Here is a 25,395-nt window from a genome sequence, read left to right as displayed (position 1 = left end):
TTAACTTAAACTATTTTATTAAACCTTTAAGCTTAAACCTATTTCCCCAAGATTTTAAAGAAGAATTTATATTAGTAGCTTTATTCTTATCCATAATTTTTTCACCAAATATAAGTTCCAATATATGTAGTGATTTTACTCCACCTTTTATCATAGACTCTCTACATCCTGCACAATAAGTTATAATATAATCTCCTTTAATAGCACTTGTAGCTTTCCTTATAAATTTATTAGAAATCTCTGAATTTACAACATGTATCATTCCACCAGTACCGCAACAATTGGTTTTATCCATTATTTCATCCTTTTCTTCAATCTTATAGCCAAGCTCATCTACTATCCATCTAACGCTTTCTTGTATTTCTTTTTCATATCGTGTTGGACAAGAATCATGTATAGAAAATACTACATCACTATCATTTCCTATACCTATAGCTTCTTTAGGTAATCCTATTTCCCTTAAAACCTCCCATAAAGACCTAACTTTTAAATTACTGCTATATTTTTTCATGGTAGTATAACAATTTTGGCAGGCTGTTATTACCTCAATAGCTCCAGTACCTTTTATATCATTTTCCACCTTAGAAAATAATTTGTTAAACTTTTCTTTCTCCCCTAAAGATTCTGTAGGCTTACCACAACACTCTAAAAGAATTGCTGTACCATCTAAATTATTTTTTAAATGCTCATAAGTTTTTATAACTAGTTCTGGACTATAGGCTGCAACATTACATCCTGGGAAAAATATCCTTTTAACCTTAGTAATGTCTTGATTTTTAACATATTTAGTAAACAACTTAGAAAATCCCCATTTTTGATGTATATGAATAGCATTATGTCCTTTTAAAGGAGATTGTCCATTATTTTCCCTTGCTATATCACACCTCATATCCATAAAAACTTCTTCTGTTTTTAAATTTTTAGGACAAACTTCTGTACATTTTTTGCATAAAGTACATGAATAAGGAAGTATAGGGTTTACTTTTCCTTCTTCCAATATACTTGTAAAAATTCTTTTTGGATTCCCCTTAAAATATTTTAGCATTTCACAATTCTTAACACATAAATTACATTCTATACAATTGTTTATTATATATTCCATCTTTTCTTTAGTAACTTTATTATTTATTAAAAAACTTTTATTCTTCATTAAAACCACCTATTTAATAATTTCTTCATAAAATCTATATCTAAATACTGCTTTATTTTTTTATAAGTATCTTCATTTTTAATTTCTTTATTAGGATTTTGATATTCTAAATAAGCATATGCACACCATCCTAATGCCCTTAAATATATATAAGGTGTATACATATCTACTCTTTCTCGTACATTTTTCCCTGGAAATACCTTCTCATAAGTATGAAAAAACTTGTTTATTTCTTCCTGATTTAATACGTAATCCGTCTTCCATAATGTAGTAGTAGGTACTAAAAATTGAGTAAGATCCTGACAAGGATCACTTATCACAGGCTTTTCCCAATCTATTAAATAGTAATCTTTTTCTCCAATTATAAAATTATGAGAATTAACCTCTGTGTTGTTTATAACCATTAAAGGATTTTCAATGAAATATTTCTCCTTATAGGAATTTTTTTTACACCAATTCATAAACTTATAGAAAAAATCTTTTGTTGGTTTATCTATTAATGGATTTTCCCAGAAATTACTTAGTAACTTAGATGCTTCTTCTATTCTTGAAGAAAATAATTTATCTTCTACTATAAAATTTTTTAAATCTTCTTTCGTAGTTTCTATAGAATGTATTTTCCCAAATATATTTGCAGCTTTATATAAATCCTTACTATAATTTAATGGATTTCCCTTTAGGTATTGCATTATAAGAACACCATATTCTAAATTCTTTTTGCTACCATCCACATAATAAACCTTAGATGTTACTCCACTTTTTTCTAATCTTCTTAAAGCATTGTATTCATATTCTATTTGTTTTTGAAGTCCCAACTGACTTTTAGTATTAACCCTAAATACATACTTATTTTCAAAATCTTCTACTATAAAATTTATATTATATTCTCCTTGTGCTAAAAAACTAATCTTAAAATCCTTATTTAAAGAAATATGTTTACGTACATCAGTTTCACTTATATAATTCTTTATTTGTTTACTTAGTGTATCTTTCAACATAGACCTTCCTCCACCAATTATTTAAAAAATCTTTAGTTCTTTCGGGTTCTACAGTATAATTTTTATTATTAATTCTATTAATTAATTTTTTTAAATCTTCTTCTGTGTCTATATCTTCGTATTTATCTACAAACCCTACTTGTAAATTAGCTTTATTTAAAATTCCCATGGTATTATCAAAGACATATTTACTTCCCCACTTTATATCACTTTCAAAAACTATTGGATGCATTTTTTTCATACCTACCAAATAATATCCTCCATCCATAGTAGGACCAAAACATACATCTTTTTCATCCAATATTTCAAATGCCTTTTCTATATTATTAGGCTGAACTTCAGGTATATCAGAACCTATAAGAACAACCTTATCATATCCATTATCTAATAGATTTTCTATAGCATTTCTCATTTTTTCTCCAAGGATTTTACCACTTTGAGGAAACGCCTTAATATACTCTGGAATTAGTGATTCTATAATAGAAAAAGGACCTTCATCACTATAGGTTAAATATATATCCATATTTTTTTTCATAAAATTTGTAGTATTTAATATATCCATTAAAAAACTTTTATGTATAGATGCACATTGTTCTCCCGTTAATATCTTCATAAGTCTTGTTTTTGTTTTTCCAGCCACAGGAATTCTAGTCATAATTATTAGCGCATTCATCATCGTGCCTCCCTGTAAATTCTACTCAATTTTTTTGTAGAAACTCCTAAAAAATATAGAATTCTTAACTTATGCATTAAAATATGAGTTTTAAATTCACCATAGTTTTTAAATCTTCTAGCTGATGTGCCTATAGTACACGATACTAATTTCATATTTCCTATCTTTCTAAGTCTTATTGATAAGTCTAAATCCTCCATTATTTCTAAATTAGAATATCCTTCAATTCTTTGAAAAACTTCCTTTTTTATAAAAATCCCTTGATCTCCATAAAAAATTTTTAATTTTTTAGCCCTTAAATTAGATGTTTTTCTTATATAGTCCATAAATTTGCTACCTAAATCGTAAAAGTATAAATTAAATCCCCCTCCTATATAACCTAATTTTATAGTTTTCTCTATAATATCTATACTATTTTTATTAACTATGGAATCTGAATGTACAAACCATAAAATATCTCCTTTAGCAACTTTAGCTCCTACATTCATCTGATTTGATCTTCCTTTTTTACTTTTTAAAAGTTTGCCATATTTTTGGCAAATAAAAAAGGTATTATCTATGCTTCCCCCATCTACTATTATTATTTCCTTATTTCCCTTTAATCTTTGTAGATTTTTCAATAAATTTTCTATAGTTTTTTCTTCATTTAATACTGGAATAATTATAGATACCATTTCATTTCTCCAATTTATTTATAATGTTATATAAGAATTCTATTTTATTATAATACATGATAATAAATAATTTCATATGTATAATTATTTATTATAGATATAATTTAACCTATAATTTTTAGTTATTTTGATTTATTATAGAAATAAATTATATAATAGATTAAATATAAAAAATATAAAATAAAGACCTCATATACCTGAGGTCTTTATTTTATATTTTAAATTATTATTTAATAACTAGACTACTCTTTTTTAAATCGTGATATGTATTAACAAATCTTATAGTTTCTGTTTTAGATCTCATAACTACAGAATTAGTTATAGCCTTATCGTTTTTCTTATAAAGTACTCCTTTTAGTAAATCACAATCTGTTACTGCAGTAGCTGCAAAATATACGTCATCACCTTTTACTAAATCATCTATAGTTAAAATTTTATTTACATCTTCTATTCCCATAGACTTACATCTTTCTTTTTCCTCTTTTGTATGAGGTATAAGCTGTCCTTGCATTTCTCCTCCCATACATTTTATAGCTGCTGCAGCTATTACTCCTTCTGGTGCTCCACCTATTCCCATCATTATATCTACACCAGTATCTTCAAAACCACAAGCAAGCACTGCAGCAACATCTCCTTCGCCAAAAAGTTTTACCCTTGCTCCCACTTTTATAGCCGCTTGTACTATGTAATCATGTCTCTCTCTTTCTTGTACTATAACTGTAAGTTCTGATATGTCTTTATTTAGAGCCTTAGCTACATTTAATATGTTCTCTTCTGGAGATTTATTTATGTCTATAGCTCCTTTAGCTTCTTTACCTACTGCTATTTTTTTCATATACATGTCTGGTGCATGAAATAAACTTCCTTTAGGTCCCATAGCTATTACAGATATAGCATTATCCAATCCCTTAGCTATTAGCTTAGTACCATCCAATGGATCTACTGCTATGTCCATCTCTTGCATGTTGTCTTGTCTTATTCCTAATTCTTCTCCTATATAAAGCATTGGGGCTTCATCCAATTCGCCTTCTCCAATAACAACCTTTCCCTTTATAGGTAGCATCTCGAAAGCTTTATGCATACCATCTACTGCAGCTTGATCTGCGGCCATCTTATCTCCTCTACCCATAAGTTTTGCAGAAGTTAAAGCTGCTGCTTCTGTTACTCTTGTAAGTCCCATAGCAATATCTGTATTTAGCATATATTATTCCCCCTAAAATATTAATTAATATGTATAACTTGTATTTAATATAGAATTTAAATAGTACATATATATATATAGTATATTATATATTTTAATAATAAATATTATATCATATGAAAAAAATATGACAAGTACTATAATGATTTTGTCATTTTAAATAAAAAATTAAAAACTTTACGACATTTTTTTCTTAAAATACAATTTTTACCATCTACTTATAGCCTTTATATGTCAACATTTGCCATGTTTTTCCACATTCCCTCCACACACTTTACACACATTGTCCACAAAGTAGTGCACAACTTATCAACAGTTCTTTTGATTATTTATGTTAATACATGTATAAAGTTGACTTACGAAAAATATGATATTTTTTCTATAATTTGTTAAAATAAAGTAAGTGATTAGTCCTTACTAAATATTTTAACTACATTTGGAGTTGATAAAATGGAAAACAAAAATTTAAAAAAATTAAACACTAAAATTTATTATATGAAAGAATATTTATATAGGTTAATGGACTATTATGATTTAACAAATATTAAAGTAGTCAACTGTAGTAAAGAATTAGATAAACTTATTGTAGAATATGAATATCAACATAATGAAAAAAATATTTATTATTTATAATTTTATAAAGCCACAGCATTAATTTTGCTGTGGCTCATTTTTACATTACACTACTTATTATATGATCTAAATCTAATATAATTCCTTTCTCATAAAAAGCTATAATAAATTCAACAAATCCTTCTTCACAAATTTTATCATCATAGCACATATACTGTGCCTCCAAATTGAATTCTTCCTTTATATCTTGTATAATTTCTTCCATACTCTCTCTTGCCTTATCAATAGAATATGGTTTATCTTCACCTTCTTCATTAAAATAGTAATATAACTTTAAACATACTACTTCCTCATCATACTGTATAGCATCTATATGTTCTATTCCATTATCATTTAAGTAATTAATTATTTCTTCTCTATCCACTTTTATCCTCCCATAACTTTAATATTTTATATATATTATTTATTTTTACCTGCAAATTATACAATAAAGAACTTAATGGATAGAAATACTTATTAACTTTTTAAATAATTTTAATAAATTCATCTATAAAATTATCAGCAATTTTAAAATTCTCTTCATTAGGTACAAATTTAAACCTTAATCCCTTTTCAAGAACTTTAAACTTTAATCCCTTTAATCTTTCTGTCATAAGTGGTACACCTTCCCCACTCCAACCATAAGATCCAAAAGCTGCTCCTGCTTTTCCTCTATTTGTAATAACACATACCTGTGACATAACATCCCAAACTGGTTTAACTGCATCTTGATTTATGGTTGGCGATCCCATAATTAATCCACTACAATTCTCTACCAAATCTAAAATATTATCTATATTCATAGAAGTAATCTCATGACTTTCTGCCTTAATACCTTGCTGGTTTATTTTTGCTTCTAAATATTTGGCCATTTTTTCTGTATTTCCATAAGCAGACACGTAAAATATCTGAACATTCTTCTGTTTTGCACTTTCTACACTAGACCACTTTCTATATAAATTTAAATACTTATCTATATCATTCACATGAATAGGTCCATGACTAGTACCTATCATATCAATATCTAAATCCTTTATTTTGTCTAATCCCATAATTACAAACTTTTTAAAAGGTCCCATAATTACATCAAAATAATACTTCATTTCTTCTAAATAATCATCACCACAACTATCTGTAATACATTCTTTGGGACAATAGTGACATCCTAAAAAATCACAAGTAAATAATATTTTTTCTGTTTCTACATAAGTGAACATAGTATCTGGCCAATGTAGATTAGGAGCAGATATAAATTTAAGCTGAGTCTTTCCAAGACTTAAACTTGTAGTTACTGTTTTATTTTTAAAGTCTTTGTTAACTATTTCTCTGCTATATATAATAGCTGCTTTTGAACCTATAACTGTAGCCTCTGGATAAATTTCTAATAATTTTTTCAGGGAACCACTATGATCAAGTTCTGTATGCTGTACTATTATATAGTCAACTTTTCTATCACCAATTATTTCCTGTATATTTGATATATATTCTTCAAAAAATCCATCTTTAACACAATCTATAAGTGCTATCTTCTCATCATCTATAAGGTATGCATTATACGTAGTACCTTTTTTTGTTCTCATTATTATATCAAAAACTTCTAACTCTGAATCTTTTACTCCTACCCAATATACATTATTTTTTAACTTAACACTTCCCATAAAACACCCTCCTACTCTTTATTAATTTTTATTTTTATAAAATAAAAACTCTCTATTAAATTATTCTATCATACTTAATTTCCATCTTAAATGATTTTTATCATTATTATTACCAACTTTGATATCCTTAATTAAAAATTCATAATTATTTTGGAAAAAATAATTTATTAAAATTTTTATTTGAATTTTTAGACAGGGCTTTTATTAATACTAAGGTAATAACTCCATCAGTTATATGATGAAGTATAGAACCTAATCCCACTACTATAAGTATTTTATATACTGTAAATCCAAAAGGTATCACAGCTATAGCTTCTAAAAGTCCATGTACTGGTGCAGTTACAATTATAACTTTTTTAAAGCTAACTCCTTTTTTTATTAAATACCCACCTATAAAACCTACAAAAGTGTGCATGAAAGCCCTTGAAGCTACCACTAGTGGAGTTGATATTAAAAATCCTAGAGCAGATCCTAATCCTACCATAGCTGCACATACTGGGCTTAAAAACATAGATACAAATAGCGGTACATGAGAAGCTAAAGTAGCACTAAAAGGTCCTATTTGTATTTTTAAAAATCCAAAAACTAAAGGTATTGTAATAGATAATGCAATTAACAATCCTGTATAGGTTAATTTTTTTAAATTATTCATATAAACATCCCCTTATATATACTAGTGTATATACACTAGTATATATAACTTTTTTTTATTTGTAAATACAGAAATTATTTTTATATTTATAATTAATATTTATTGACATAACCTATAAAATATATTAATATAAATTATACCCCATATGGGTATATGGAGGTGTTTCAAATTTTTAAAATTGAAGAAAAAGCATTAAAAGAATGTAAAAAAAGAAATTCAAATTTTATAGTTAGCATTTTAACAACAACCTGTGGTGGGTGAGTTGGCGGGAGCAAAGAAGTTCAAAATCTTAGTATTGAGATTTCAAATAAAGTTCCTAATGAAAAAAACTTTATACTCCTTGAATATAATGGTGTAAAAGCATATATAAGTAAATCCTTAAAACTAAAAGAAGATATACTTATATATCAAAAATTAAGAATACCTTTTATAGGTCCTATCTATGGATCAAAAGGCATTCTTATTTAACCTTAAATTGCATAATAAAAAACTGCCTTATATTTATAAGACAGTTTTTTATTAGCTAAAAAGATTTCCCCAAGTACTAATAAGTATATCATTAAATCTATTTAAATCTTTTATTTTTGTCGGCATATTCACTTTATATCCTTTATTATCATCACATAAATCTATTATACCATTTTTTAAATTTTCTATGTTAGGACATATATTTATATAATCATCTTCAAAAAGTTCTTTATGAGTTAAATATAAGGCTGTAGTTGCATCCCAATTGCAAAATCCTTTTATCCCTATATCCTTTTCCATTAATTCATACCAAGGTTTAATTTTTTCATTAATATATCTGTATATCTTTTCATTATTATTTTTTAATTTATTAATTTCTTTTTCCGTAAATAAAGCTTGTAGAGAAGTATGACCATTAAATATAGTTATATCTGCGTTCGAAGTCAAAACACTATAAGATGCTTCAAAATCACAAGAGAGATTAAGTTCATTTATTTTAACTCCATTTATAATTAATGGTTTTGTTATACCTCCCATAATGATGATTTTACCTATATTATCATAAAAATTTTCGTCGCATAAATATGCTCCATATAAATTAGTAAGTGAACCTGTAGCTATAACTGTTACTTCTTTAGGATACCTGCTGGTAGTAAGTGCTAAAAACTTTGATGCCTCACTAACTCTGCCTACTTTAAGGTCTCCTCCTTTAAAAATAGGCCTATTTTCAAAACCTAAATAGCTCATCATTTTTAAAGTATTGCTATGAGTTTTTTCTACTGAACTATTACCATGAGTAGAAGTAACACCCATAAGTTCTACTTCCTTACTGCCTAAAAGATACATAAGCGTTAAACCGTCGTCTACATCTTTATTTAACATTCCCATAGTATTATCACAATCATATAGAACCTTATACATAGACAAATTCCCCCTTTTTAATTAAAATACTATATCATTCATTTATATTATTCATCTACCTTATAGATTTTCTTAGCCTTATCTATATAAACTACCCCATCCAAATGATCATTTTCATGACAAAAGGCATTTTTTAAAAGTCCCGAGGCTTCGTATGTAACTTCCTCTCCATTTTCATTTAATCCTCTTATTATTATTCTCCTTGGTCTTATTACTATTCCCTCATAACCGGGGTAGCTTAAACAACCTTCTACACTTTTATCTCTACCTACCTTTTTTATTATTTTAGGATTTATAAGAATTATAGGATTCTTTTTTTCATTTTCTTTAAAATCTATTATAAAAATTCTTTTTAACACTCCAATTTGAGGTGCTGCAAGTCCTATACCTGAACCAGCATATAAAGTATCTTTTAAATCTTGAATTAAATTTCTAATATTTTCGTCTATTGAAACTACTCTTTTGCTAACCTTTTTTAAATCTTTTTCTCCTACTTGTAATATTCTTCTAACTGCCATATTTCTTATTAAAGCCTAAAGACTTTAAATGTCCCTCCTTTATTATAGTATAACTAAATTATACATAATATAATAACATACTTCAATTTCATTCTACTATACTATAATTAATATGTATAAGCCTTATTATTTATTTATAAATAACTTTTCAAAATAAAGAAAGGAGTAGACACTACTACTCCTTATCTTCATTTAGTCCATGTTTTCTTTTTCTTTCATAATGCTCTTTATTTTCATAAGTCTTGTTACTGTACCTCTTTCATTTTCGTCTAACTTCATTTGAATATATTTTATAGTTTCTTGTAATTGAGGTATAGTCATATATTCAAGAGCATTAACTCTCCTTCTTGTCTTTTCAATTTCATCAGCCATAAGTTGGCAGGACTTCTCCACCTTAGCAAGTTCTAAAAGTTTTGGAAGTATACCATATAACTTTTCTATAGCTTCATCTAATTCTGCAGATGTATTGGCAAAACCATAAGGAAATATACTACCTTTATCCCCTCCTAGTTCTCTTTTAAAATCAAATATAGGAACATTAACACTCATTATATTCTTCTTTTTTACATCTACAGATATACTTTCTTTTGGATAAGCTACTGCTTCTTCTAAAAACTCTGGTGACATAACAGCACTTGCCATAAGAAAGTCTTTAAAAGAACCTTCTAGTTCCTTCTCTACTTCTTTTCTAAGTTCATTATTCTCTTTGATAAGTTCTATGAATCTTCTCATGAGCTCATCTTGCTTATCTTTTAAAAGCTTATGACCCCTGGTGGCTGTTGTTAACCTCTTTTTTAATTTAGTGAGCTCCATTCTAGTAGGATTTACATTTAATCTCATAAAGAATCACTCATCCTTTTTAATACCTTATTGTTCACTTTCTTTAAATTTGGTCAAATACTTTTCTAAATACTCATCTCTAATTCTCTTGAGCTCTGTTTTAGGTAATATAGTTAACAATTCCCATCCAAGGTTTAAAGTTTCCTCTATACTTCTATTTGTAGTAAAACCTTGAGCTATATATTTATTCTCAAAAGCTTCTGCAAATTTTGCGTATAATTTATCAGTATCGGATAATGCAGATTCTCCAAGAATTACAGCTAATTCTTTCGCCTGCTTACCTTGAGCATAAGCTGAAAACAACTGATTCATAGTGTCTGCATGGTCTTCTCTTGTTTTATCCTTACCAATACCCTTATCTTTAAGTCTTGATAATGAAGGTAGTACGTCTATTGGGGGCATTATACCCTTTTTATATAATTCTCTACTTAATATTATCTGACCTTCTGTAATATATCCTGTTAAGTCTGGAATTGGATGAGTTTTATCATCCTCTGGCATTGTAAGTATAGGAATTTGAGTTATAGAACCCTCTCTTCCTAATATTCTTCCAGCTCTTTCATATATAGTTGAAAGATCTGTATATAAATATCCTGGGTATCCACGTCTTCCTGGAACTTCTTTTCTTGCTGCTGATACCTCACGAAGCGCTTCTGCATAGTTAGTCATATCTGTCATTATAACAAGTACGTGCATTCCCTTTTGAAAAGCTAAATATTCAGCAGCTGTAAGAGCCATTCTAGGTGTTGCAATTCTCTCTATTGCAGGATCATTGGCTAAATTTATAAATAAAACAGCTCTATCTATAGCACCAGTTTTTGTAAAGTCATCAATAAAATATTGGGCTTCTTCGAAAGTAGTTCCTATAGCTGCAAATACAACAGCAAACTTAGAATCAGAATTTAAGACCTTTGCCTGCCTTGCAATTTGCGCTGCAAGCTCTGCATGTGGAAGACCTGATCCTGAAAACACAGGTAGCTTTTGTCCTCTAACTAATGTATTAAGTCCATCTATAGCCGAAATTCCTGTTTGTATAAATTCCTCTGGATAATTTCTAGCTACAGGATTTATAGGAACACCATTTATATCTAATTTTCTATCTGGTATAATCTTAGGGCCTCCATCTTTAGGATTTCCAAGGCCATCAAATACCCTTCCTAACATATCTTCAGATACCCCTAACTCTAGAGGTTTTCCTAAAAATTTAACCTTAGCTCCTTTAATGTTTATACCAGAAGAACCTTCAAATAATTGAACTAAAGCTTTATCTTTATTAATTTCAAGCACTCTTCCACGTCTTTTTTCTCCATTATGAAGTTCTATTTCAACTAATTCATCGAAACTAATGTCTTCAACTTGATCAACCAGCATAAGTGGGCCTACTACTTCTTTAACAGTTCTATATTCTTTAAGCATCTATTATACCTCCCTTGCTGATTAACTTATCTATATCTTCTTCTAATTCTTTAAATATACTATCAACTTTTTCTATTTCTTTTTCATTTATATATTTAGATCTTGCAATTTTATCTCTAACTTCCAAATTTAATATATCTTTTAAATATACACCCGCATCCAATGCTCTTATACCTTCATCATAAAAGTATAAAACTAGCTTTAACATTTTGTATTGTTTATTTAAAGATGCATAAGTATCCACATCATGGAAGGCATTTTGTTGAAGATAATCTTCTCTTATAGACTTTGCAACTTCTAGTTTTAACCTGTCATTTTCAGATAAAGCATCTATACCTACAAGTCTTACTATTTCTTGTAAGTTAGCTTCTTCTTGAAGAATGGACATAGCCCTTGTTCTAAGTTTAGTCCAATCTCTAGACACATTTTCATCCATCCAAGTGCCTATTTTATCTAAATATAGTGAATAGGAATTTAACCAATTGATGGCTGGGAAATGTCTTCTATACGCAAGCTGAGCATCTAATCCCCAAAACACCTTAACTATTCTTAAAGTAGCTTGTGTTACAGGTTCTGACAAATCTCCACCTGGAGGAGATACTGCACCTATAACAGTTAAAGCTCCTTGTCTTTCTTCATCCCCTAGACAAATAACCTTACCTGCCCTTTCATAAAAGTCTGCAGCCCTAGAACCTAAGTAAGCTGGATAACCTTCATCACCCGGCATTTCCTCAAGTCTTCCAGACATTTCACGAAGTGCTTCTGCCCAACGAGAAGTGGAATCTGCCATTAAAGCTACTGAATATCCCATATCTCTAAAGTATTCACCTATACTTATTCCAGTATATATAGATGCTTCTCTTGCCGCAACAGGCATATTAGATGTATTAGCAATAAGTACTGTTCTTTTCATTAAAGGTTCTCCTGTTTTAGGATCTTTAAGTTCTGGGAATTCATTTAAAACATCTGTCATCTCATTACCACGTTCCCCGCAACCTATATAAACAACAATTTCTGCATCTGCCCATTTTGCAAGCTGGTGTTGAACAACAGTTTTTCCACTTCCAAAAGGGCCTGGAACACAAGCTGTACCACCTTTAGCTACTGGGAAAAATGTATCTATAACTCTTTGACCTGTTATCATAGGCTCTATTGGATTAAGTTTTCTACTATAAGGTCTTCCTTTTCTTACTGGCCATTTTTGCATCATAATTAAATCATGAGTTTTATTTCCATCTTTAATTTCACCAATTTTATCTACTATGGTATAATCTCCTTCTGTAATAGATGTTATTATACCTTTTATTCCATAAGGCACCATGATCTTGTGTTCTACTATGGAAGTTTCTTGTACTATACCTATAGTATCTCCTGGTTTTACTTCATCCCCAACCTTTTTTGTTGGAGTAAAATGCCAAATTTTCTCTCTATCTAAAGAAAAGACTTCTACACCCTTTGTAATAAAAGCTCCAGCTTTAGCTTTTATAGCATTTAAAGGTCTTTGTATTCCATCGAACATAGCCTCAATTAACCCTGGACCTAGCTCAACACTTAAAGGTTCTCCTGTAGTTACTACCGGATCTCCTGGAGCAAGTCCTGATGTCTCTTCATAAACCTGAATTGAAGCTCTATCTTCCCTCATTTCTATTATTTCACCTATTAATCGTTTTTCACCAACTTTTACAACGTCATATATATTAGCTTCATCCATTCCTTCAGCTACAACTAAAGGTCCAGATATTTTTAATACACGTCCTGTCTTCAAGTTCACCTACCTACCTTCCTTATAAAATATTAACACCAACTGCTTTTTCCACGTTATCATTTATCCTCTTTAAGCCTATATTTAGAGAGCCTTGATTACTTGGAATAAGTATAACGGCAGGAAGTATTTCCTTATTATATCTTTCAATAGTTTCATCTAAATCCTTCGCTATTTGTTCTGTAACAAATATTACCGCATAATGATTAGCAGCCATTTTATCTATAGATTTTCTTCCCTCTTCTGGACCAACTACTGGATATACATCTATGCCTAAAGCTTTAAATGCCAAAATAGAATCCTTATCTCCTACAACTCCTATTTTATACATATATATCACGCAGCCTTTCTCTTATAACTTCCGGTGATACTTTATTTAGTTTTCCTACCATTATTATTCTTAATATTTTTATCTCGGTTTCTTTTGCAAGAATAAACCCTATAATAGGTTCTAATCCAAAGGCTACATATTTAGATTTCTTAACATATTCCATAAGGAAGTTATCTGAAAGTTTTTCTAAATAACTTAGTTTGCCCGTATTTATATAATCCTCAATACCTTCTTTTAAGATTTCTTCATAAGGATTTCCCGTTAACTTTTTCCAAACATTTTCATAAGGCTCATTTAATAATTGAACATATTTTTCTTTATCTATATTTCCTCCATCTATAATTATGTCATATAGAAAACTTCTTTGCTTTTCTTGTTTTTTAGCACGAATTAAGGTTTTAATATTAGTAAGATCTATTTGTATAGTTATATAATCTTTCAAGAATTGATAATCTAATTTCATACATTTTGAAAGCATATCTTTATACATATAAGCATCCAATACTATATCAATTTTTTGAGGATCCTTATCTTTCTCAAAACCTCCTAGTGCCTTTGTTATTCCTTCTTCCATTATAGGATTTATATAATTACCCTTCTTTGAAGACAAGTACTCCTTGATTTCACCTATACTTACAGTTCCTAAAGGTATTAATAAACTATCTAAATTTTTCTCCAAAATCTTGGCCTTCATAAGCACCTTTATATTATGATAATCATATCTCACGCTCATAACATCTACTACTAATTTTTCTGGAGTTATTTCATACATAAGTTTATATAAATTATTTAAAGCCTGTTTTAACATAATTTCATAATCTTCCGGTCTATTAACATGTGCCATAAAATTAGAATACTCAGTCTCTTCTAATACCTTTAATACATCTTTTGAAGATGAACTATCTATCATCCTATCTATTTTTGTTTTATCAAGGAGTCTTGTTTCAAGTACTCTAAGTCTTCCTACAGCATGAGCATAATTTAAATTATCCATACCTATCCTCCTTGTTTACCCAAATAAAGCTCCTATAATATCTTGTTCTAGTTCATCCCTTAAGGAAGATACTAAAGCTTCAAAAGAATTGTTTATTTCTATACCATTTTTATAAATTATAAAACCAGTTTTTATATCTCTTTTTTCTGATGATAACTTTAACTCTCCCCTTCTCCCTAAACTTTTTAACTCTTTATTTAAAGAATTTATAAAATCTTCATTTATTCTTTCTTCATTTGATGGAACTATTATTTCCTCATCTCCATCTATTTTCATATTCATTATAGAATTCTTTACAAACTCTAAATATTGTTCCTTTGTAAGGCTTTCAAGTTTTAATAACGCTTCTGTAAAAACTTTATCCATAACTTCTTGCTTAGCCTCTAAGTTTTTATTTCTGACAGTTAAATGAGCATTAGAAATAACTCTATCAGCCTTACTCCTAGCAGTTAACTTAGCCCTTTCTATTATATTTATTTTTTCATTATTTGCCTTTTCTATTTGTTTTCCTATAATTTTATCTTGTTCTTGTTTTGCTTCTTTAATTATAGTTTCTGCTCTCTTATTAGCATCATCTATTATTTTCGAAGTCAAATTATCTAAATTAGACACAATATACCACTCCCTTAGTAATAATCTTATAGGGATATTATATTAACATAAGAATTGACATAACGAATCCTAATAATGCATAAGTTTCAACCATAACTGTTAATATAATACCTTTAGTATTGTGTTCCGGTCTTTTAGCAAGTATTGAAATAGATGATGCAGCTACCTTAGCTTGTGCTATAGCTGATTTCCAACCTGTAAAAGCTATTGGAAGACACGCTGCAAAAATATACATACCAGTTTTTAAATCTAATCCTGAAGTTATTTTTCCTGAAGCCATTAATGCTATGATAAATCCATATAAACCTTGAGTACCTGGTAATAATTCAAGAATAAGGGCCTTTGCAAATTTTTCTGGTTGTTCTGTAATAAGACCTGAAGCAGTTTCACCAACTAAACCAACACCTCTTGCTGAGCCAATTCCTGGCATTATAGCAGCTAAAGCTACACCAATAGCTGCAAATACAGTACCCCCATTTTGTATTAAAAAGTTAGTAAATGTATTTTCCATAATATATTCCTCCTAATCCTTTATGATGTTTATATATTTATTTTCTGGTTTGAAAGGAGTAAATGGTTTCCCTCCTCCTTCATAAAACTTACCAAAATATTCTACATATTGTAATCTACAAGTATGAACATATGCACCTAATGCATTTATAAGTAAGTTAAATACATGACCTATAACGAATATTAGGGTTCCAAAAATCCACACCTTAGCTCCACTACCCAAAAGACCTATCATTTTATTAAAGGCTCCTCCAATAAATCCTGTAGCAAGACCTAAAGCCATAAGTCTAGAATACGATACTATATCACCAACATAACCTGTTATACCATATAATCCATATAATCCTGCTGCAAGTTTTGCACCTATAGATTTATTCTCTCTGCCTTGTGTTAATACAAGTCCTATCATGCCTGCAATCATTAAATACTTGCTTACAGATATATATGGTTCTAAAGCACTTATATGAGCAAAGGATGCTGTTAATAATATCATTGCTGTAGTTAAAGTTATATACCACAATCCTACATCATAAAAAGCTTCTAAATACTTCTTATGTTTTATAAGAATATAAGCTTTTACCCCTAATCCTACATAAAGATGTATTATACCAAAAATCATAGATGTAATTAATATCGTTGTTACACTATTTTCTGGTTTCATCCATATAGGAGATATATCTATAGCCCCTGTAAAGAAACTACCATACATAACTCCCCAAAATATAGTCGGAAAACTCAAATAAAATAAAAGTTTAACAAATTGACGTTTATCCTCATCCAAAGGAATAATTATTAAAGCCAAACCCGTTGCTACGAGCATCATTAATCCATATCCAACATCAGATAACATCATACCAAAAAATATTAAGTAAAAAGGTACTAATGCTGGTGTAGGATCTATTTCCTTATATTTAGGAAGACTGTACATTGAAGTAATAGATTCAAATGGTGTTACTAAAGCATTATTTTTTAAAAGTATAGGCACTTCTTCCTCCTCATCATCTATAGGATCATTAAATTCTAAGTAATAATAATTCCCTTCTGAAGATCTAATTACTTTTTCAAGATCCTCCATAGAATACTCTGGTACCCATCCTTCTATAGCTAATATTTTATTGCTTCTTAAAAAATTTTCTGATGCTTTAGCTTTATTTAATTGTAAGCTAATATATTCATATACTATCTGTAAATCTTCAACCCTATTTATATATTCTTTTATTTTTTCTATTGTTTTTTCTTGTTGATTTTTTATATTGATTATATTTTTATTTAAACTTTCTATGGATTCTTTCGGAGAATTGTTATATAAAAATTCCACTTTAGAGAATCCATACTTTTTAAGAATTTCTGTAGCCTCATCAAAATAATCTTTATGAAATACTATAAATAGATTAACACCATCTTTAGATTCACCAATAGTCTCTACATAAGAAGCTTTTATATTTGAATCAAAATCCTCTCTAAAATCATCTTTTAAATTTAAAGGTATTATTCCTAAATAAGCAACAGAACTATTAAATTTCATTTCACTAAGTTTAGCGTCAAAATTCACCCAAGATTCTAAAGCTTTTATTTCTGCTTTAGGTTTAGATACATCATTTTTTAAAGAATTTAATTTCATATCCTTTTCTTTTAAATACGTATATATGCTACTCCAATCTATATCACTACTTAATCTTTTTAACTCATTATAGCTCATAGATTTTTTACCCTTCATAAGGGCCTTTAATCCTTTTTCCTTTTCCATATGATTGTCTAAAACTTCTAAAGCAAATTTAAGCTTAGCTTGTTTACCTTCTAAATCTGATACCAAATTAGACTGAGTATCCTTTTCCATAAATTCCAAATTTTCAGACTTTTTTTCTTGAAGGCTAACAAACTGTACCTCCTGAAAACTTTGAATATTTTCAAGAAGAGATTCCTTATGTGATTCAAGGGTTAATAAAGTAAATTTTTTCATTTTAGCTATTCCCATTAACCTTCACTATCCTCTCAATCACTATATTTATTGCTTTGTTTAAATTATCCTGTGAAACATTACGAATGTTTTTTACAGATTCAATACCTTTATCTAATATAGGTATTGAATCTTTTTTAGCTGTTTCTATACTTTTCTCAATGATATCCTTAGCTTCTTTTTCTGCATCTTTAATTATTTTTTCATATTTTTTCCTAGCTTCTTCATTAGAATTCTTAACTATATCCTTACTTTTGTCTTTAGCCTGTTTTAAAATAGTGCTAGCCCTATTTTCTGCTATTCTTATACTTTCTATAGCTTCTATTGCCAAAAAATCACCCCCTATTCATTTATCTCTAATACTATTTAATATAGTATTAAATACAATATTTACTGTTATTTAAGTATAATATTATTTATACCAAAATATCAATGGTTATTATTTGGCTATTATAAACAATTTATATTTAAAAATAGTAGTTATTATTCATTTTCTAAGAAAACTATATGTTCCCTCTCTTTTTCATCAAATATCGCATAACATATTTTTTCTTTTTCTTCTCCATTCTTAATAAACCCTTCTATATCCACATAAAATTTCTCTATATGACTATTATTAGATATATTAAAATTATTATCTAATAAATTTTCTTTTAACTTTCTTTTAGCCTTTTTATCCATATCTCTTTTTAAAAAAGGTGGTAGCCATTGTCTCTTATTAAATTTTAAATAATCAAATTTAATTATTTCCTTTAAAAATTTACTATTTTTATTTAGGAATTCCTCCTGAAAGTCTAAAAATATTTTATAATATTCAGAAGAAGATATACTTCTCTTAAAATATCCCTTACTATCAACAAACATAGCCAATTTGTAATAAAAATCATAAGGAGTAGGAAATTTATCTATAAAATATTTTAATATATTATTAAACTTTCCTGAATTATAATATTTATCCACCATAGCTTCTACTTTTTTTAAGATTAAGAGTTTATCATAACTTATATCTTTCGTTTTTAAAATTTCATATGGTGGATAAGGTGAATACACCATTCCCCACTTAGGTGCTTCATACCTCATAGATGAGCCTTTTAAAAGCTTTAGAAATCCTAGTTGAATTTCTTCTGGTTCTATACTATACACATCATTGAAAGAATTTTTAAAGGAGTTATAATCTTCACCAGGAAGTCCTGCTATTAAATCTAAATGCTGTTTTATATTTTTTATACTTTTAAGCTCTAAAACCTTTTGTTTTATATCTTCAAAATTTACGAATCTGTTAATATTTTGTAAAACTTCATCATTAGTAGTTTGTACCCCTACTTCAAATTGAATTCTTCCTTTAGGAGACCTTTTTAAAAGTTCAATTTCTTCCTTTTTTAAAAGATCTGCTGATATTTCAAAGTGAAAGGTAGCATCTGTATTAAGATTTATAATAAAACTCCATATCTCCATAGCAAAGTTATGACTACAATTAAAAGTTCTATCAACAAATTTAATAAGTTTTACACCTTTATCTACTAAAAATTGTAGTTCTTTTTTTACTCTATCTATATTTTGAAATCTAACACCATGCAAAGTAGAAGATAGACAATACTTACAATTAAAAGGACATCCTCTTGAAGCCTCATAATACACTATCTTATTCTTAAGACTCTCACCTTTAGTATATGGAAAAACTATTTTTTCCATATCCATATTATTTCTTTTTCCTCCATATAATATACCTTCAGAAGTCTTAATATATAAACCTTTTACATTTGTTAAATCTAAATTATTTAACTTACATTGAACAAATTCTCTATAGGTCTCTTCCCCCTCACCTTCTATAACATATTCTCCTTTATTGCTTTTTAGAAATTCTATAGAATCATAGGTAACTTCTGGACCACCATATAATATTTCTATAGATGGATCTACAAGCTTTATTAAGTTAGATAAGGCCACTACATATTCTATATTCCATATATAACAAGAAAAAGCTACTATTTGAGCTTTTTCTTCTATAATTTGTTCTAATATATTATCTACCCTATCATTTATAGTAAATTCCTTTATAACAGATACACAATTTAAATCCTCTGTATAAGATTTTAAATACCTTACAGCTAAATTACTATGAATAAACTTAGAATTAATTGCAGCTAAAATTATTTTCATGTTTTTCTTCCTTTCTTACTGTCATATCTTTATTGTTGTTTATTTTTCTTGCTTTTATGTAATATATACCATCAGATTTCTTAAATTCTTCTATTTTAAAATAAGTTTCTAATAATTTAACACAAGTATCACTAGAACTATCCTTAAATAAATTTAAATCTTTTATAAAGATTTCTTTAATTTTTCCATCTGGTATTACTATTTTTACTTTAGAATTAAAAGTTTTATTAATACCTTTATCTATATCCCAAATATAAATACATCCATCTTTCTTTAAAAACTTATAAATATCTTCTAAAATTTTTGTCTTATTCTTTTTTAGAAAAATATTGCTAAAAGAAAAGAGTAAAATACAATTATCATAATAGTTTTCTTTTATATTTTCTTTTTCTTGTTCTCCTGTTACATATTCTAAATTTATATCATCATTATATTTTTTGTATATATTATATATTATACCGTAGTTATCCCTACCTATATCTAACAAATTTCCCCTAAAAATTTCCTTTTCCATATTTATAAAAATTTCTTTAATATCTATCACCTCTGTATAACAATAAATTATAATTCCCTACTTAAAAAAATTCTACAATTCAAAAAAAATTCCTCCTTATTAAGGAAGAATTTTTTTTATTTTCATACTATTATAAAATAATATTAAAAATCCTGCTGTAGTTCTTTCAGCTTCCTTTATAATAGTAGAAGCAATAGAGTAATATCTCTGTTCTTTATTTTTTATATTCATATTTTTTAAATAAGTATTATTGGCCATAGTAGCATTATTTTTTATAAATTCTTCTATAGTTTTGTACTTAACTATTCCATCCTTTGCTTCAAAAGAAAAATCTGACAAAAGTTTGCTTATTATCCAAAGTTCGAATTTCCTATGACTTCTTAAAAGCTTATTATTAACATGTTGAGGGACTGTAACATCTTGAATCAAATGACAAGCTGCCCCAAGATAAAACACACCTTTTTTTGTCCTATTTAACGAAAAACTTTTAGCTGCTATATTAGAATACTTAGTACATTCAATTAATGCATTAGAAAATCCGTAAAGCCCTCTTCCTTTAGTAACATGAAAAAAGTGATTAGAGCTCTTAAAATCTTGATCTGCCCAAGTAACTCCTTCGTTTAATTCTTTTATATATTTTTTAAAAAATTCATATTCTTCATTATATCCCTGAATTTTCAAAAGATCTAAAGCCTTCATATTTATATACTTGTGTACAGTACAATTAGTCTTAAGTATCCTTTTCTTTAAAGGATTAACTGCGAAAAATATACCCTTTAAAGCTCCACCATAAGTTTTTTCAAATGCTTTTACCATTTGAGACCCTCTTTCTAAAAATTAAATTCTTCTATTTATAATATATAAATATCCTTGGTTGTTGTCTAGTACTATTAAATTTTTTCCAACAATTTTAACATTTTTTATATTTCCCTTATTAAAATTAATTTCTTCTTTTAATACACCAGACAAATCTAAAGAATATAGACTATTTTTACATTTGTCATAGAAAAATATAGTATCCTTACTTAATATAGCACCTTTTTTATCCACAGCTAGAGTTCCAAGATTATTAATTTTTTTATGCTGATATAAAGGTGCTGGAGGATTAGTAGATGGATGTTTATCTAATACAAAACTTAAAGGTTTATTGTTTTTACCTTTAAATCTTGGAGATGTTACGGGATCACCTCCAGAATAGTCTGGAAAGCCATACCATCTATCTTTACTTATTTCATATATATAATCTGTATCACCTTTTACAGGTCTATCCCCTCTATCTTCCATACCGCCTATAGATACTATTACTTTTCCCTTACTATTAAAATCTATACCCTTAAAATTTCTTATTCCATAAGCAAAGGTCTCAGTATTACCTGTCTTTAAATTATAAATAACTATGGAGGAGTTTCCTGGGAAATGCTCTGGTACTACTTGACCTCTTATATTTCTTGTACCATAGCTACTAAATGGAGCTGTTTTTTTATCCCCAAAATTAAGACCAGATAAAACTAATCTTTTAGGAGAAACATCGCAGAAAAAAGGCGTTTTCTTGAGCCATAAATTGTCTGAACCTACTACAGAAGAGTTAGTAGCGGATCCTATAGTTACAAATAAATAATCATTTTTTATCTTAATTAAACTATGAGGATAATCCCCTAAATTCGGAATATCTTCTACTATAACTTTTATTCTTTTGTTCCTTAAATTATAAGAATAAATTTTATCTGAAGATGCAATATATAAGTAATCTTTATAATACTCAATACTACTTATGTTTAGGTCTTTTTTCTTTAACACATCGTAACTTTTTCCGCTATTTTCTATAACCTGTATGGTATTTTTATATGCTATATAGTAGTTTCCTCTAGAATCCACAGTAAAATCTCTTGCATTTTTAAGCCCTTTATATTTAAGTTTACAATTAATATTTTCATTTAATATATTAACTTCTGTATTTTTATAATAACTTTTGGTTACTAAAAAACTTATCACTACAATTATACCAATTGAAAGTATACTTTTTATTATATTTTTCATAATACCCTCCAAAAGGAATACTAAACAAAAGAAATTCTATTAAATTTTATCTTTTAATATATAAATATAAGCTATTTATGAAAGCTATAGTTCCAGAGAAAAACAAAACTATAAACCATTGTCCAAAGGTTAAAGCTACAGTGTGGAACACTCCTTGCATAAATGGCATATATATAATAGATATAAGCATTATTATAGAAATAAGCACTGCCATTACAAGTTTCATATTAGTGAATAAGTTTATCTCAAAAATAGAATGTTTTTCAGATCTACATTCAAAAACATGAATAAGTTGTGACATTATAAGTGTACTTAAAGCTAAAGTTCTACAAGTTTCCAGAGTCATTCCATAATGTTTACCTACTATAAAAGAAAGTACTGTACAAATTCCTATTAGGGAACCTCTTATAATTATCTTTTCTTTAAGGCCCCTTGCAAATATACTTTCATTTTTAGGCCTAGGCCTTTGCTGCATTATATCTCTATCCGCAGGATCTACACCTAAAGCTATAGCAGGTAATCCATCTGTTGCTAAATTAACAAACAAAATTTGTATAGGCAAAAGTGGAGTAGGTAAATATAGTAAAGAGGATAAAAACATGGTTAAAACCTCCCCTAAATTACAGGATAAAAGATATCTTATAAATTTTCTTATATTATCATATATAACTCTACCTTCCTCCACAGAGGCTACAATGGTTTTAAAATTATCATCTAACAATATCATAGAAGAAGCTTCTTTTGTAACATCAGTTCCTGTTATTCCCATAGATATTCCTATATCTGCCTCTTTTACTGCTGGTGCGTCATTTACACCATCTCCAGTCATAGCTACTACTTTATTTTTATTTTTAAAGGCTTTTACTATCTTCAATTTATGATTAGGACTAACCCTTGCAAAAACTGTAGTATTTTCTATAAATTTACCAAGTTCTTTATCGTTAAGTTTATCTATATAATCTCCTGTACAAACCTCTTTTTGTGACTTGCAAATATCTAATTCATGTCCTATAGCATAAGCTGTATTTTGATGATCTCCCGTTATCATTATAGGTTTTATTCCTGCCATCTTACATTCTAAAACTGCATTTTTAACTTCTCGTCTTGGAGGATCTATAATACCTGCCACCCCTAAAAATATTAAATCCCTTTCCATAGATGAATTTTTTGAAATATTATTTTCTTTATAAGCTGCAGCTATACATCTTAAAGCCTCATAAGACATCTTTTCAATAGCCTTTAATACAGAGTCTTTGTGATAAGGAGTAAATTCCTGTACACGCCCCCTTATATTTATATAGTTGCATCTTCTTATAATTCTTTCTGGTGCACCTTTTACATAACAAGTCTCTTTTCCATTTTCCCTAACTATGACAGACATCATCTTTCTATCTGAATCAAAGGGAATATCATAAACTCTATTACCTTTATCTAAAAACTTTTTAACATCTGTTTTATTTTTAAAAGAAGCCTTTACCAGGGCTGTTTCAGTAGGATCTCCTAATATACTGTCATTAAAATTTTTAGCTTGTAAATCTAAATTAAAGTCATTACAGTATGTAAAAGCCTTTTTTAAAATTAAATTATCAATAGAAACATTTTTACCTATATCGTAAAACTTTCCATCATAATATACTTTTTTTACAGTCATATTATTTTCTGTTAAGGTTCCTGTTTTATCTGAGCATATAATTGATGTACATCCCAATGTTTCTACTGCTGGTAGTTTTCTAACTAAAGCATTTCTTTTAAGCATCCTAGATACACCTAATGCTAAAGCTACAGTTACTATGGCAGGTAATCCTTCTGGTATTGCAGCTACAGCTAAACTTACTCCTAAAAGGAACATATCATATTTATTTTGCCCTCTCAATATACCTGTAAATGTTACTACAGCACATATTATAAGACACAATACAACTAAAACCTTTCCTAAAGAATCTAACTTTTCTTTTAAAGGAGATCTATCCTCCTCAATATCTTCAAGCATTTCTGCAATTTTACCCATTTCTGTTTTCATGCCAGTTTCTATAACTTTAGCTTTTCCTCTGCCCTTTAATATAATAGTTCCCATATAAAGCATATTATTTTTAGAGTTAGTATTTTTTTCAACGCCTATAGATTCACCTGTTAACAAGGATTCGTCTACCATAATATTACTGTTTTCTTTTAATATGCAATCTGCGGGTATCCTGTCACCACTTTCTAGTATGAGTAAATCTCCCATAACTAATTCTTCTGCATTAATTACCTTTACACTACCATCTCTTACTACTTTAGCTGTAGGTGAAGACAACTCCTTTAACGCTTCCAAGGACTTTTCCGTTTTGAATTCTTGTATAAACCCCAAAATTGCATTCATAACAACTATTATAAGTATAGTTATAGCGTCAGCTTTTTGCCCCATGAGTCCTGATATTATGGTAGCTCCTATTAAAACCCAAGTAATAAAATCATTAAATTGTTCTAAAAATATTTTAAAAGGAGATATTTTCTTTTTCTTTTTAAGCACATTAGGTCCATACTGCTTTAGCCTTTTTTTAGCTTCCCTACTAGACAAACCACTTGTAAATTCCTCCTTAACTTCATGTACCACCTTAATTCCCCCTTACTTAAATTTCTTATATTATGTATAATTAATATAGGATTATTTATACATAATATGATTTTTATAAAATTAATCTTAACTTCAGTATAAATTTGTCCGTAAATATGATCATAACTAACCTATATTACT

The 25,395-nt window shown here is 28.2% G+C and carries 25 protein-coding genes; 1 reads left to right on the top strand and 24 read right to left on the bottom strand.

All coding sequences use genetic code 11. The features are described 5' to 3' along the window. Window positions 1–10 precede the first annotated feature (10 nt). The 5 genes from BN1711_RS04860 to glpX form a co-directional block, all read right to left on the bottom strand. Window positions 11–1,150: a (Fe-S)-binding protein gene (locus BN1711_RS04860; protein WP_050607056.1), complete on the bottom strand. Its 1,140-nt coding sequence runs from the start codon at window positions 1,148–1,150 to the stop codon at window positions 11–13. Continuing rightward, window positions 1,150–2,148 (bottom strand): phosphotransferase, encoded by a 999-nt coding sequence (locus BN1711_RS04855; RefSeq protein WP_050607055.1) that lies wholly within the window; start codon window positions 2,146–2,148, stop codon window positions 1,150–1,152. The genes BN1711_RS04860 and BN1711_RS04855 overlap by 1 nt, the downstream gene beginning before the upstream one ends. Further along, window positions 2,126–2,821, bottom strand: a complete 696-nt coding sequence (locus BN1711_RS04850) for a TIGR04282 family arsenosugar biosynthesis glycosyltransferase (protein WP_050607054.1) — start codon at window positions 2,819–2,821, stop codon at window positions 2,126–2,128. Before BN1711_RS04850 ends, BN1711_RS04855 begins: the two co-directional genes overlap by 23 nt. Beyond that, on the bottom strand, window positions 2,821–3,495 hold the full coding sequence (locus BN1711_RS04845) for a TIGR04283 family arsenosugar biosynthesis glycosyltransferase (RefSeq protein WP_050607053.1): 675 nt from the start codon (window positions 3,493–3,495) through the stop codon (window positions 2,821–2,823). The genes BN1711_RS04850 and BN1711_RS04845 overlap by 1 nt, the downstream gene beginning before the upstream one ends. Window positions 3,496–3,721: 226 nt before the next feature. Further along, window positions 3,722–4,696 (bottom strand): class II fructose-bisphosphatase, encoded by a 975-nt coding sequence (gene glpX, locus BN1711_RS04840; protein ID WP_050607052.1) that lies wholly within the window; start codon window positions 4,694–4,696, stop codon window positions 3,722–3,724. Between the two features lie 450 nt (window positions 4,697–5,146). On the opposite strand from glpX, the gene BN1711_RS04835 reads away from it, so the two are divergent. Further along, window positions 5,147–5,329, top strand: coding sequence for an aspartyl-phosphate phosphatase Spo0E family protein (locus BN1711_RS04835; RefSeq protein WP_050607051.1), 183 nt, complete (start codon window positions 5,147–5,149; stop codon window positions 5,327–5,329). Window positions 5,330–5,369: 40 nt separating this feature from the next. Here BN1711_RS04835 and BN1711_RS04830 read toward each other — a convergent pair whose 3' ends face one another. The 19 genes from BN1711_RS04830 to BN1711_RS04740 all read right to left on the bottom strand — a co-directional run bounded on the left by BN1711_RS04830 (window position 5,370) and on the right by BN1711_RS04740 (window position 25,254). After that, on the bottom strand, window positions 5,370–5,693 hold the full coding sequence (locus BN1711_RS04830) for a hypothetical protein (RefSeq protein WP_050607050.1): 324 nt from the start codon (window positions 5,691–5,693) through the stop codon (window positions 5,370–5,372). Window positions 5,694–5,793: 100 nt separating this feature from the next. Beyond that, window positions 5,794–6,966, bottom strand: coding sequence for an FprA family A-type flavoprotein (locus BN1711_RS04825; protein ID WP_050607049.1), 1,173 nt, complete (start codon window positions 6,964–6,966; stop codon window positions 5,794–5,796). A 145-nt stretch (window positions 6,967–7,111) separates the two neighbouring features. Continuing rightward, window positions 7,112–7,618, bottom strand: a complete 507-nt coding sequence (locus BN1711_RS04820; RefSeq protein WP_050607048.1) for a hypothetical protein — start codon at window positions 7,616–7,618, stop codon at window positions 7,112–7,114. A 519-nt stretch (window positions 7,619–8,137) separates the two neighbouring features. Further along, window positions 8,138–9,007 carry a nucleoside hydrolase gene (locus BN1711_RS04815; protein ID WP_050607047.1) on the bottom strand — a complete coding sequence of 290 codons (870 nt, stop codon included), beginning with the start codon at window positions 9,005–9,007 and terminating at the stop codon, window positions 8,138–8,140. Window positions 9,008–9,054: 47 nt separating this feature from the next. Then, window positions 9,055–9,525 (bottom strand): peptide deformylase, encoded by a 471-nt coding sequence (def, locus tag BN1711_RS04810; protein ID WP_050607046.1) that lies wholly within the window; start codon window positions 9,523–9,525, stop codon window positions 9,055–9,057. Between the two features lie 192 nt (window positions 9,526–9,717). After that, window positions 9,718–10,365 carry a V-type ATP synthase subunit D gene (locus tag BN1711_RS04805; RefSeq protein WP_050607045.1) on the bottom strand — a complete coding sequence of 216 codons (648 nt, stop codon included), beginning with the start codon at window positions 10,363–10,365 and terminating at the stop codon, window positions 9,718–9,720. Between the two features lie 27 nt (window positions 10,366–10,392). Next, complete coding sequence (locus BN1711_RS04800; RefSeq protein WP_050607044.1) at window positions 10,393–11,781, bottom strand: V-type ATP synthase subunit B; 1,389 nt, start codon at window positions 11,779–11,781, stop codon at window positions 10,393–10,395. Further along, on the bottom strand, window positions 11,774–13,546 hold the full coding sequence (locus BN1711_RS04795; RefSeq protein WP_050608439.1) for a V-type ATP synthase subunit A: 1,773 nt from the start codon (window positions 13,544–13,546) through the stop codon (window positions 11,774–11,776). Before BN1711_RS04795 ends, BN1711_RS04800 begins: the two co-directional genes overlap by 8 nt. Before the next feature lie 19 nt (window positions 13,547–13,565). Beyond that, window positions 13,566–13,874 (bottom strand): V-type ATP synthase subunit F, encoded by a 309-nt coding sequence (locus tag BN1711_RS04790; protein ID WP_050608438.1) that lies wholly within the window; start codon window positions 13,872–13,874, stop codon window positions 13,566–13,568. Further along, window positions 13,867–14,868: a V-type ATP synthase subunit C gene (locus BN1711_RS04785; protein WP_050607043.1), complete on the bottom strand. Its 1,002-nt coding sequence runs from the start codon at window positions 14,866–14,868 to the stop codon at window positions 13,867–13,869. The genes BN1711_RS04790 and BN1711_RS04785 overlap by 8 nt, the downstream gene beginning before the upstream one ends. A 15-nt stretch (window positions 14,869–14,883) precedes the next feature. Further along, a complete protein-coding gene (locus tag BN1711_RS04780) occupies window positions 14,884–15,480 on the bottom strand; it encodes a V-type ATP synthase subunit E (protein WP_050607042.1) in 597 nt (198 codons plus the stop codon). Between the two features lie 37 nt (window positions 15,481–15,517). Then, complete coding sequence (locus BN1711_RS04775; RefSeq protein WP_050607041.1) at window positions 15,518–15,991, bottom strand: V-type ATP synthase subunit K; 474 nt, start codon at window positions 15,989–15,991, stop codon at window positions 15,518–15,520. Window positions 15,992–16,003: 12 nt separating this feature from the next. Continuing rightward, a complete protein-coding gene (locus BN1711_RS04770; RefSeq protein ID WP_050607040.1) occupies window positions 16,004–17,965 on the bottom strand; it encodes a V-type ATP synthase subunit I in 1,962 nt (653 codons plus the stop codon). Further along, window positions 17,952–18,278 (bottom strand): ATPase, encoded by a 327-nt coding sequence (locus BN1711_RS04765; RefSeq protein WP_050607039.1) that lies wholly within the window; start codon window positions 18,276–18,278, stop codon window positions 17,952–17,954. Before BN1711_RS04765 ends, BN1711_RS04770 begins: the two co-directional genes overlap by 14 nt. Window positions 18,279–18,430: 152 nt before the next feature. Beyond that, window positions 18,431–20,107, bottom strand: coding sequence for a B12-binding domain-containing radical SAM protein (locus BN1711_RS04760; protein ID WP_050607038.1), 1,677 nt, complete (start codon window positions 20,105–20,107; stop codon window positions 18,431–18,433). Continuing rightward, window positions 20,082–20,621: a hypothetical protein gene (locus BN1711_RS04755; protein WP_050608437.1), complete on the bottom strand. Its 540-nt coding sequence runs from the start codon at window positions 20,619–20,621 to the stop codon at window positions 20,082–20,084. The genes BN1711_RS04760 and BN1711_RS04755 overlap by 26 nt, the downstream gene beginning before the upstream one ends. A 99-nt stretch (window positions 20,622–20,720) precedes the next feature. Next, window positions 20,721–21,437 (bottom strand): zinc dependent phospholipase C family protein, encoded by a 717-nt coding sequence (locus BN1711_RS04750; RefSeq protein WP_050607037.1) that lies wholly within the window; start codon window positions 21,435–21,437, stop codon window positions 20,721–20,723. Window positions 21,438–21,458: 21 nt separating this feature from the next. After that, the gene (locus tag BN1711_RS04745) at window positions 21,459–22,658 is read right to left on the bottom strand and encodes a PQQ-dependent sugar dehydrogenase family protein (protein ID WP_050607036.1); all 1,200 of its coding nucleotides are present in this window, start codon (window positions 22,656–22,658) and stop codon (window positions 21,459–21,461) included. Window positions 22,659–22,704: 46 nt separating this feature from the next. Next, window positions 22,705–25,254 carry a calcium-translocating P-type ATPase, PMCA-type gene (locus BN1711_RS04740; RefSeq protein ID WP_050607035.1) on the bottom strand — a complete coding sequence of 850 codons (2,550 nt, stop codon included), beginning with the start codon at window positions 25,252–25,254 and terminating at the stop codon, window positions 22,705–22,707. Window positions 25,255–25,395: the final 141 nt, after the last annotated feature.

Origin of the sequence: Clostridium niameyense (genome assembly GCF_001243045.1) — a bacterium.
GTDB classification, from domain to species: Bacteria; Bacillota; Clostridia; order Clostridiales; family Clostridiaceae; genus Clostridium_F; species Clostridium_F niameyense.
Note: the sequence above shows the minus strand (reverse complement) of the source record. Positions and strands in the feature narration are given on the sequence as shown.

Excerpts from the sequence above, each read along its gene's own strand:
- BN1711_RS04860 (WP_050607056.1), bottom strand. The coding sequence starts at position 1,150 with ATGAAGAATAAAAGTTTTTTAATAAATAATAAAGTTACTAAAGAAAAG.
- BN1711_RS04855 (WP_050607055.1), bottom strand. The coding sequence starts at position 2,148 with ATGTTGAAAGATACACTAAGTAAACAAATAAAGAATTATATAAGTGAA.
- BN1711_RS04850 (WP_050607054.1), bottom strand. The coding sequence starts at position 2,821 with ATGAATGCGCTAATAATTATGACTAGAATTCCTGTGGCTGGAAAAACA.
- BN1711_RS04845 (WP_050607053.1), bottom strand. The coding sequence starts at position 3,495 with ATGGTATCTATAATTATTCCAGTATTAAATGAAGAAAAAACTATAGAA.
- glpX (WP_050607052.1), bottom strand. The coding sequence starts at position 4,696 with ATGCTAAATACAGATATTGCTATGGGACTTACAAGAGTAACAGAAGCA.
- BN1711_RS04835 (WP_050607051.1), top strand. The coding sequence starts at position 5,147 with ATGGAAAACAAAAATTTAAAAAAATTAAACACTAAAATTTATTATATG.
- BN1711_RS04825 (WP_050607049.1), bottom strand. The coding sequence starts at position 6,966 with ATGGGAAGTGTTAAGTTAAAAAATAATGTATATTGGGTAGGAGTAAAA.
- BN1711_RS04820 (WP_050607048.1), bottom strand. The coding sequence starts at position 7,618 with ATGAATAATTTAAAAAAATTAACCTATACAGGATTGTTAATTGCATTA.
- BN1711_RS04815 (WP_050607047.1), bottom strand. The coding sequence starts at position 9,007 with ATGTATAAGGTTCTATATGATTGTGATAATACTATGGGAATGTTAAAT.
- def (WP_050607046.1), bottom strand. The coding sequence starts at position 9,525 with ATGGCAGTTAGAAGAATATTACAAGTAGGAGAAAAAGATTTAAAAAAG.
- BN1711_RS04805 (WP_050607045.1), bottom strand. The coding sequence starts at position 10,365 with ATGAGATTAAATGTAAATCCTACTAGAATGGAGCTCACTAAATTAAAA.
- BN1711_RS04800 (WP_050607044.1), bottom strand. The coding sequence starts at position 11,781 with ATGCTTAAAGAATATAGAACTGTTAAAGAAGTAGTAGGCCCACTTATG.
- BN1711_RS04790 (WP_050608438.1), bottom strand. The coding sequence starts at position 13,874 with ATGTATAAAATAGGAGTTGTAGGAGATAAGGATTCTATTTTGGCATTT.
- BN1711_RS04785 (WP_050607043.1), bottom strand. The coding sequence starts at position 14,868 with ATGGATAATTTAAATTATGCTCATGCTGTAGGAAGACTTAGAGTACTT.
- BN1711_RS04775 (WP_050607041.1), bottom strand. The coding sequence starts at position 15,991 with ATGGAAAATACATTTACTAACTTTTTAATACAAAATGGGGGTACTGTA.
- BN1711_RS04770 (WP_050607040.1), bottom strand. The coding sequence starts at position 17,965 with ATGGGAATAGCTAAAATGAAAAAATTTACTTTATTAACCCTTGAATCA.
- BN1711_RS04760 (WP_050607038.1), bottom strand. The coding sequence starts at position 20,107 with ATGAAAATAATTTTAGCTGCAATTAATTCTAAGTTTATTCATAGTAAT.
- BN1711_RS04755 (WP_050608437.1), bottom strand. The coding sequence starts at position 20,621 with ATGGAAAAGGAAATTTTTAGGGGAAATTTGTTAGATATAGGTAGGGAT.
- BN1711_RS04750 (WP_050607037.1), bottom strand. The coding sequence starts at position 21,437 with ATGGTAAAAGCATTTGAAAAAACTTATGGTGGAGCTTTAAAGGGTATA.
- BN1711_RS04745 (WP_050607036.1), bottom strand. The coding sequence starts at position 22,658 with ATGAAAAATATAATAAAAAGTATACTTTCAATTGGTATAATTGTAGTG.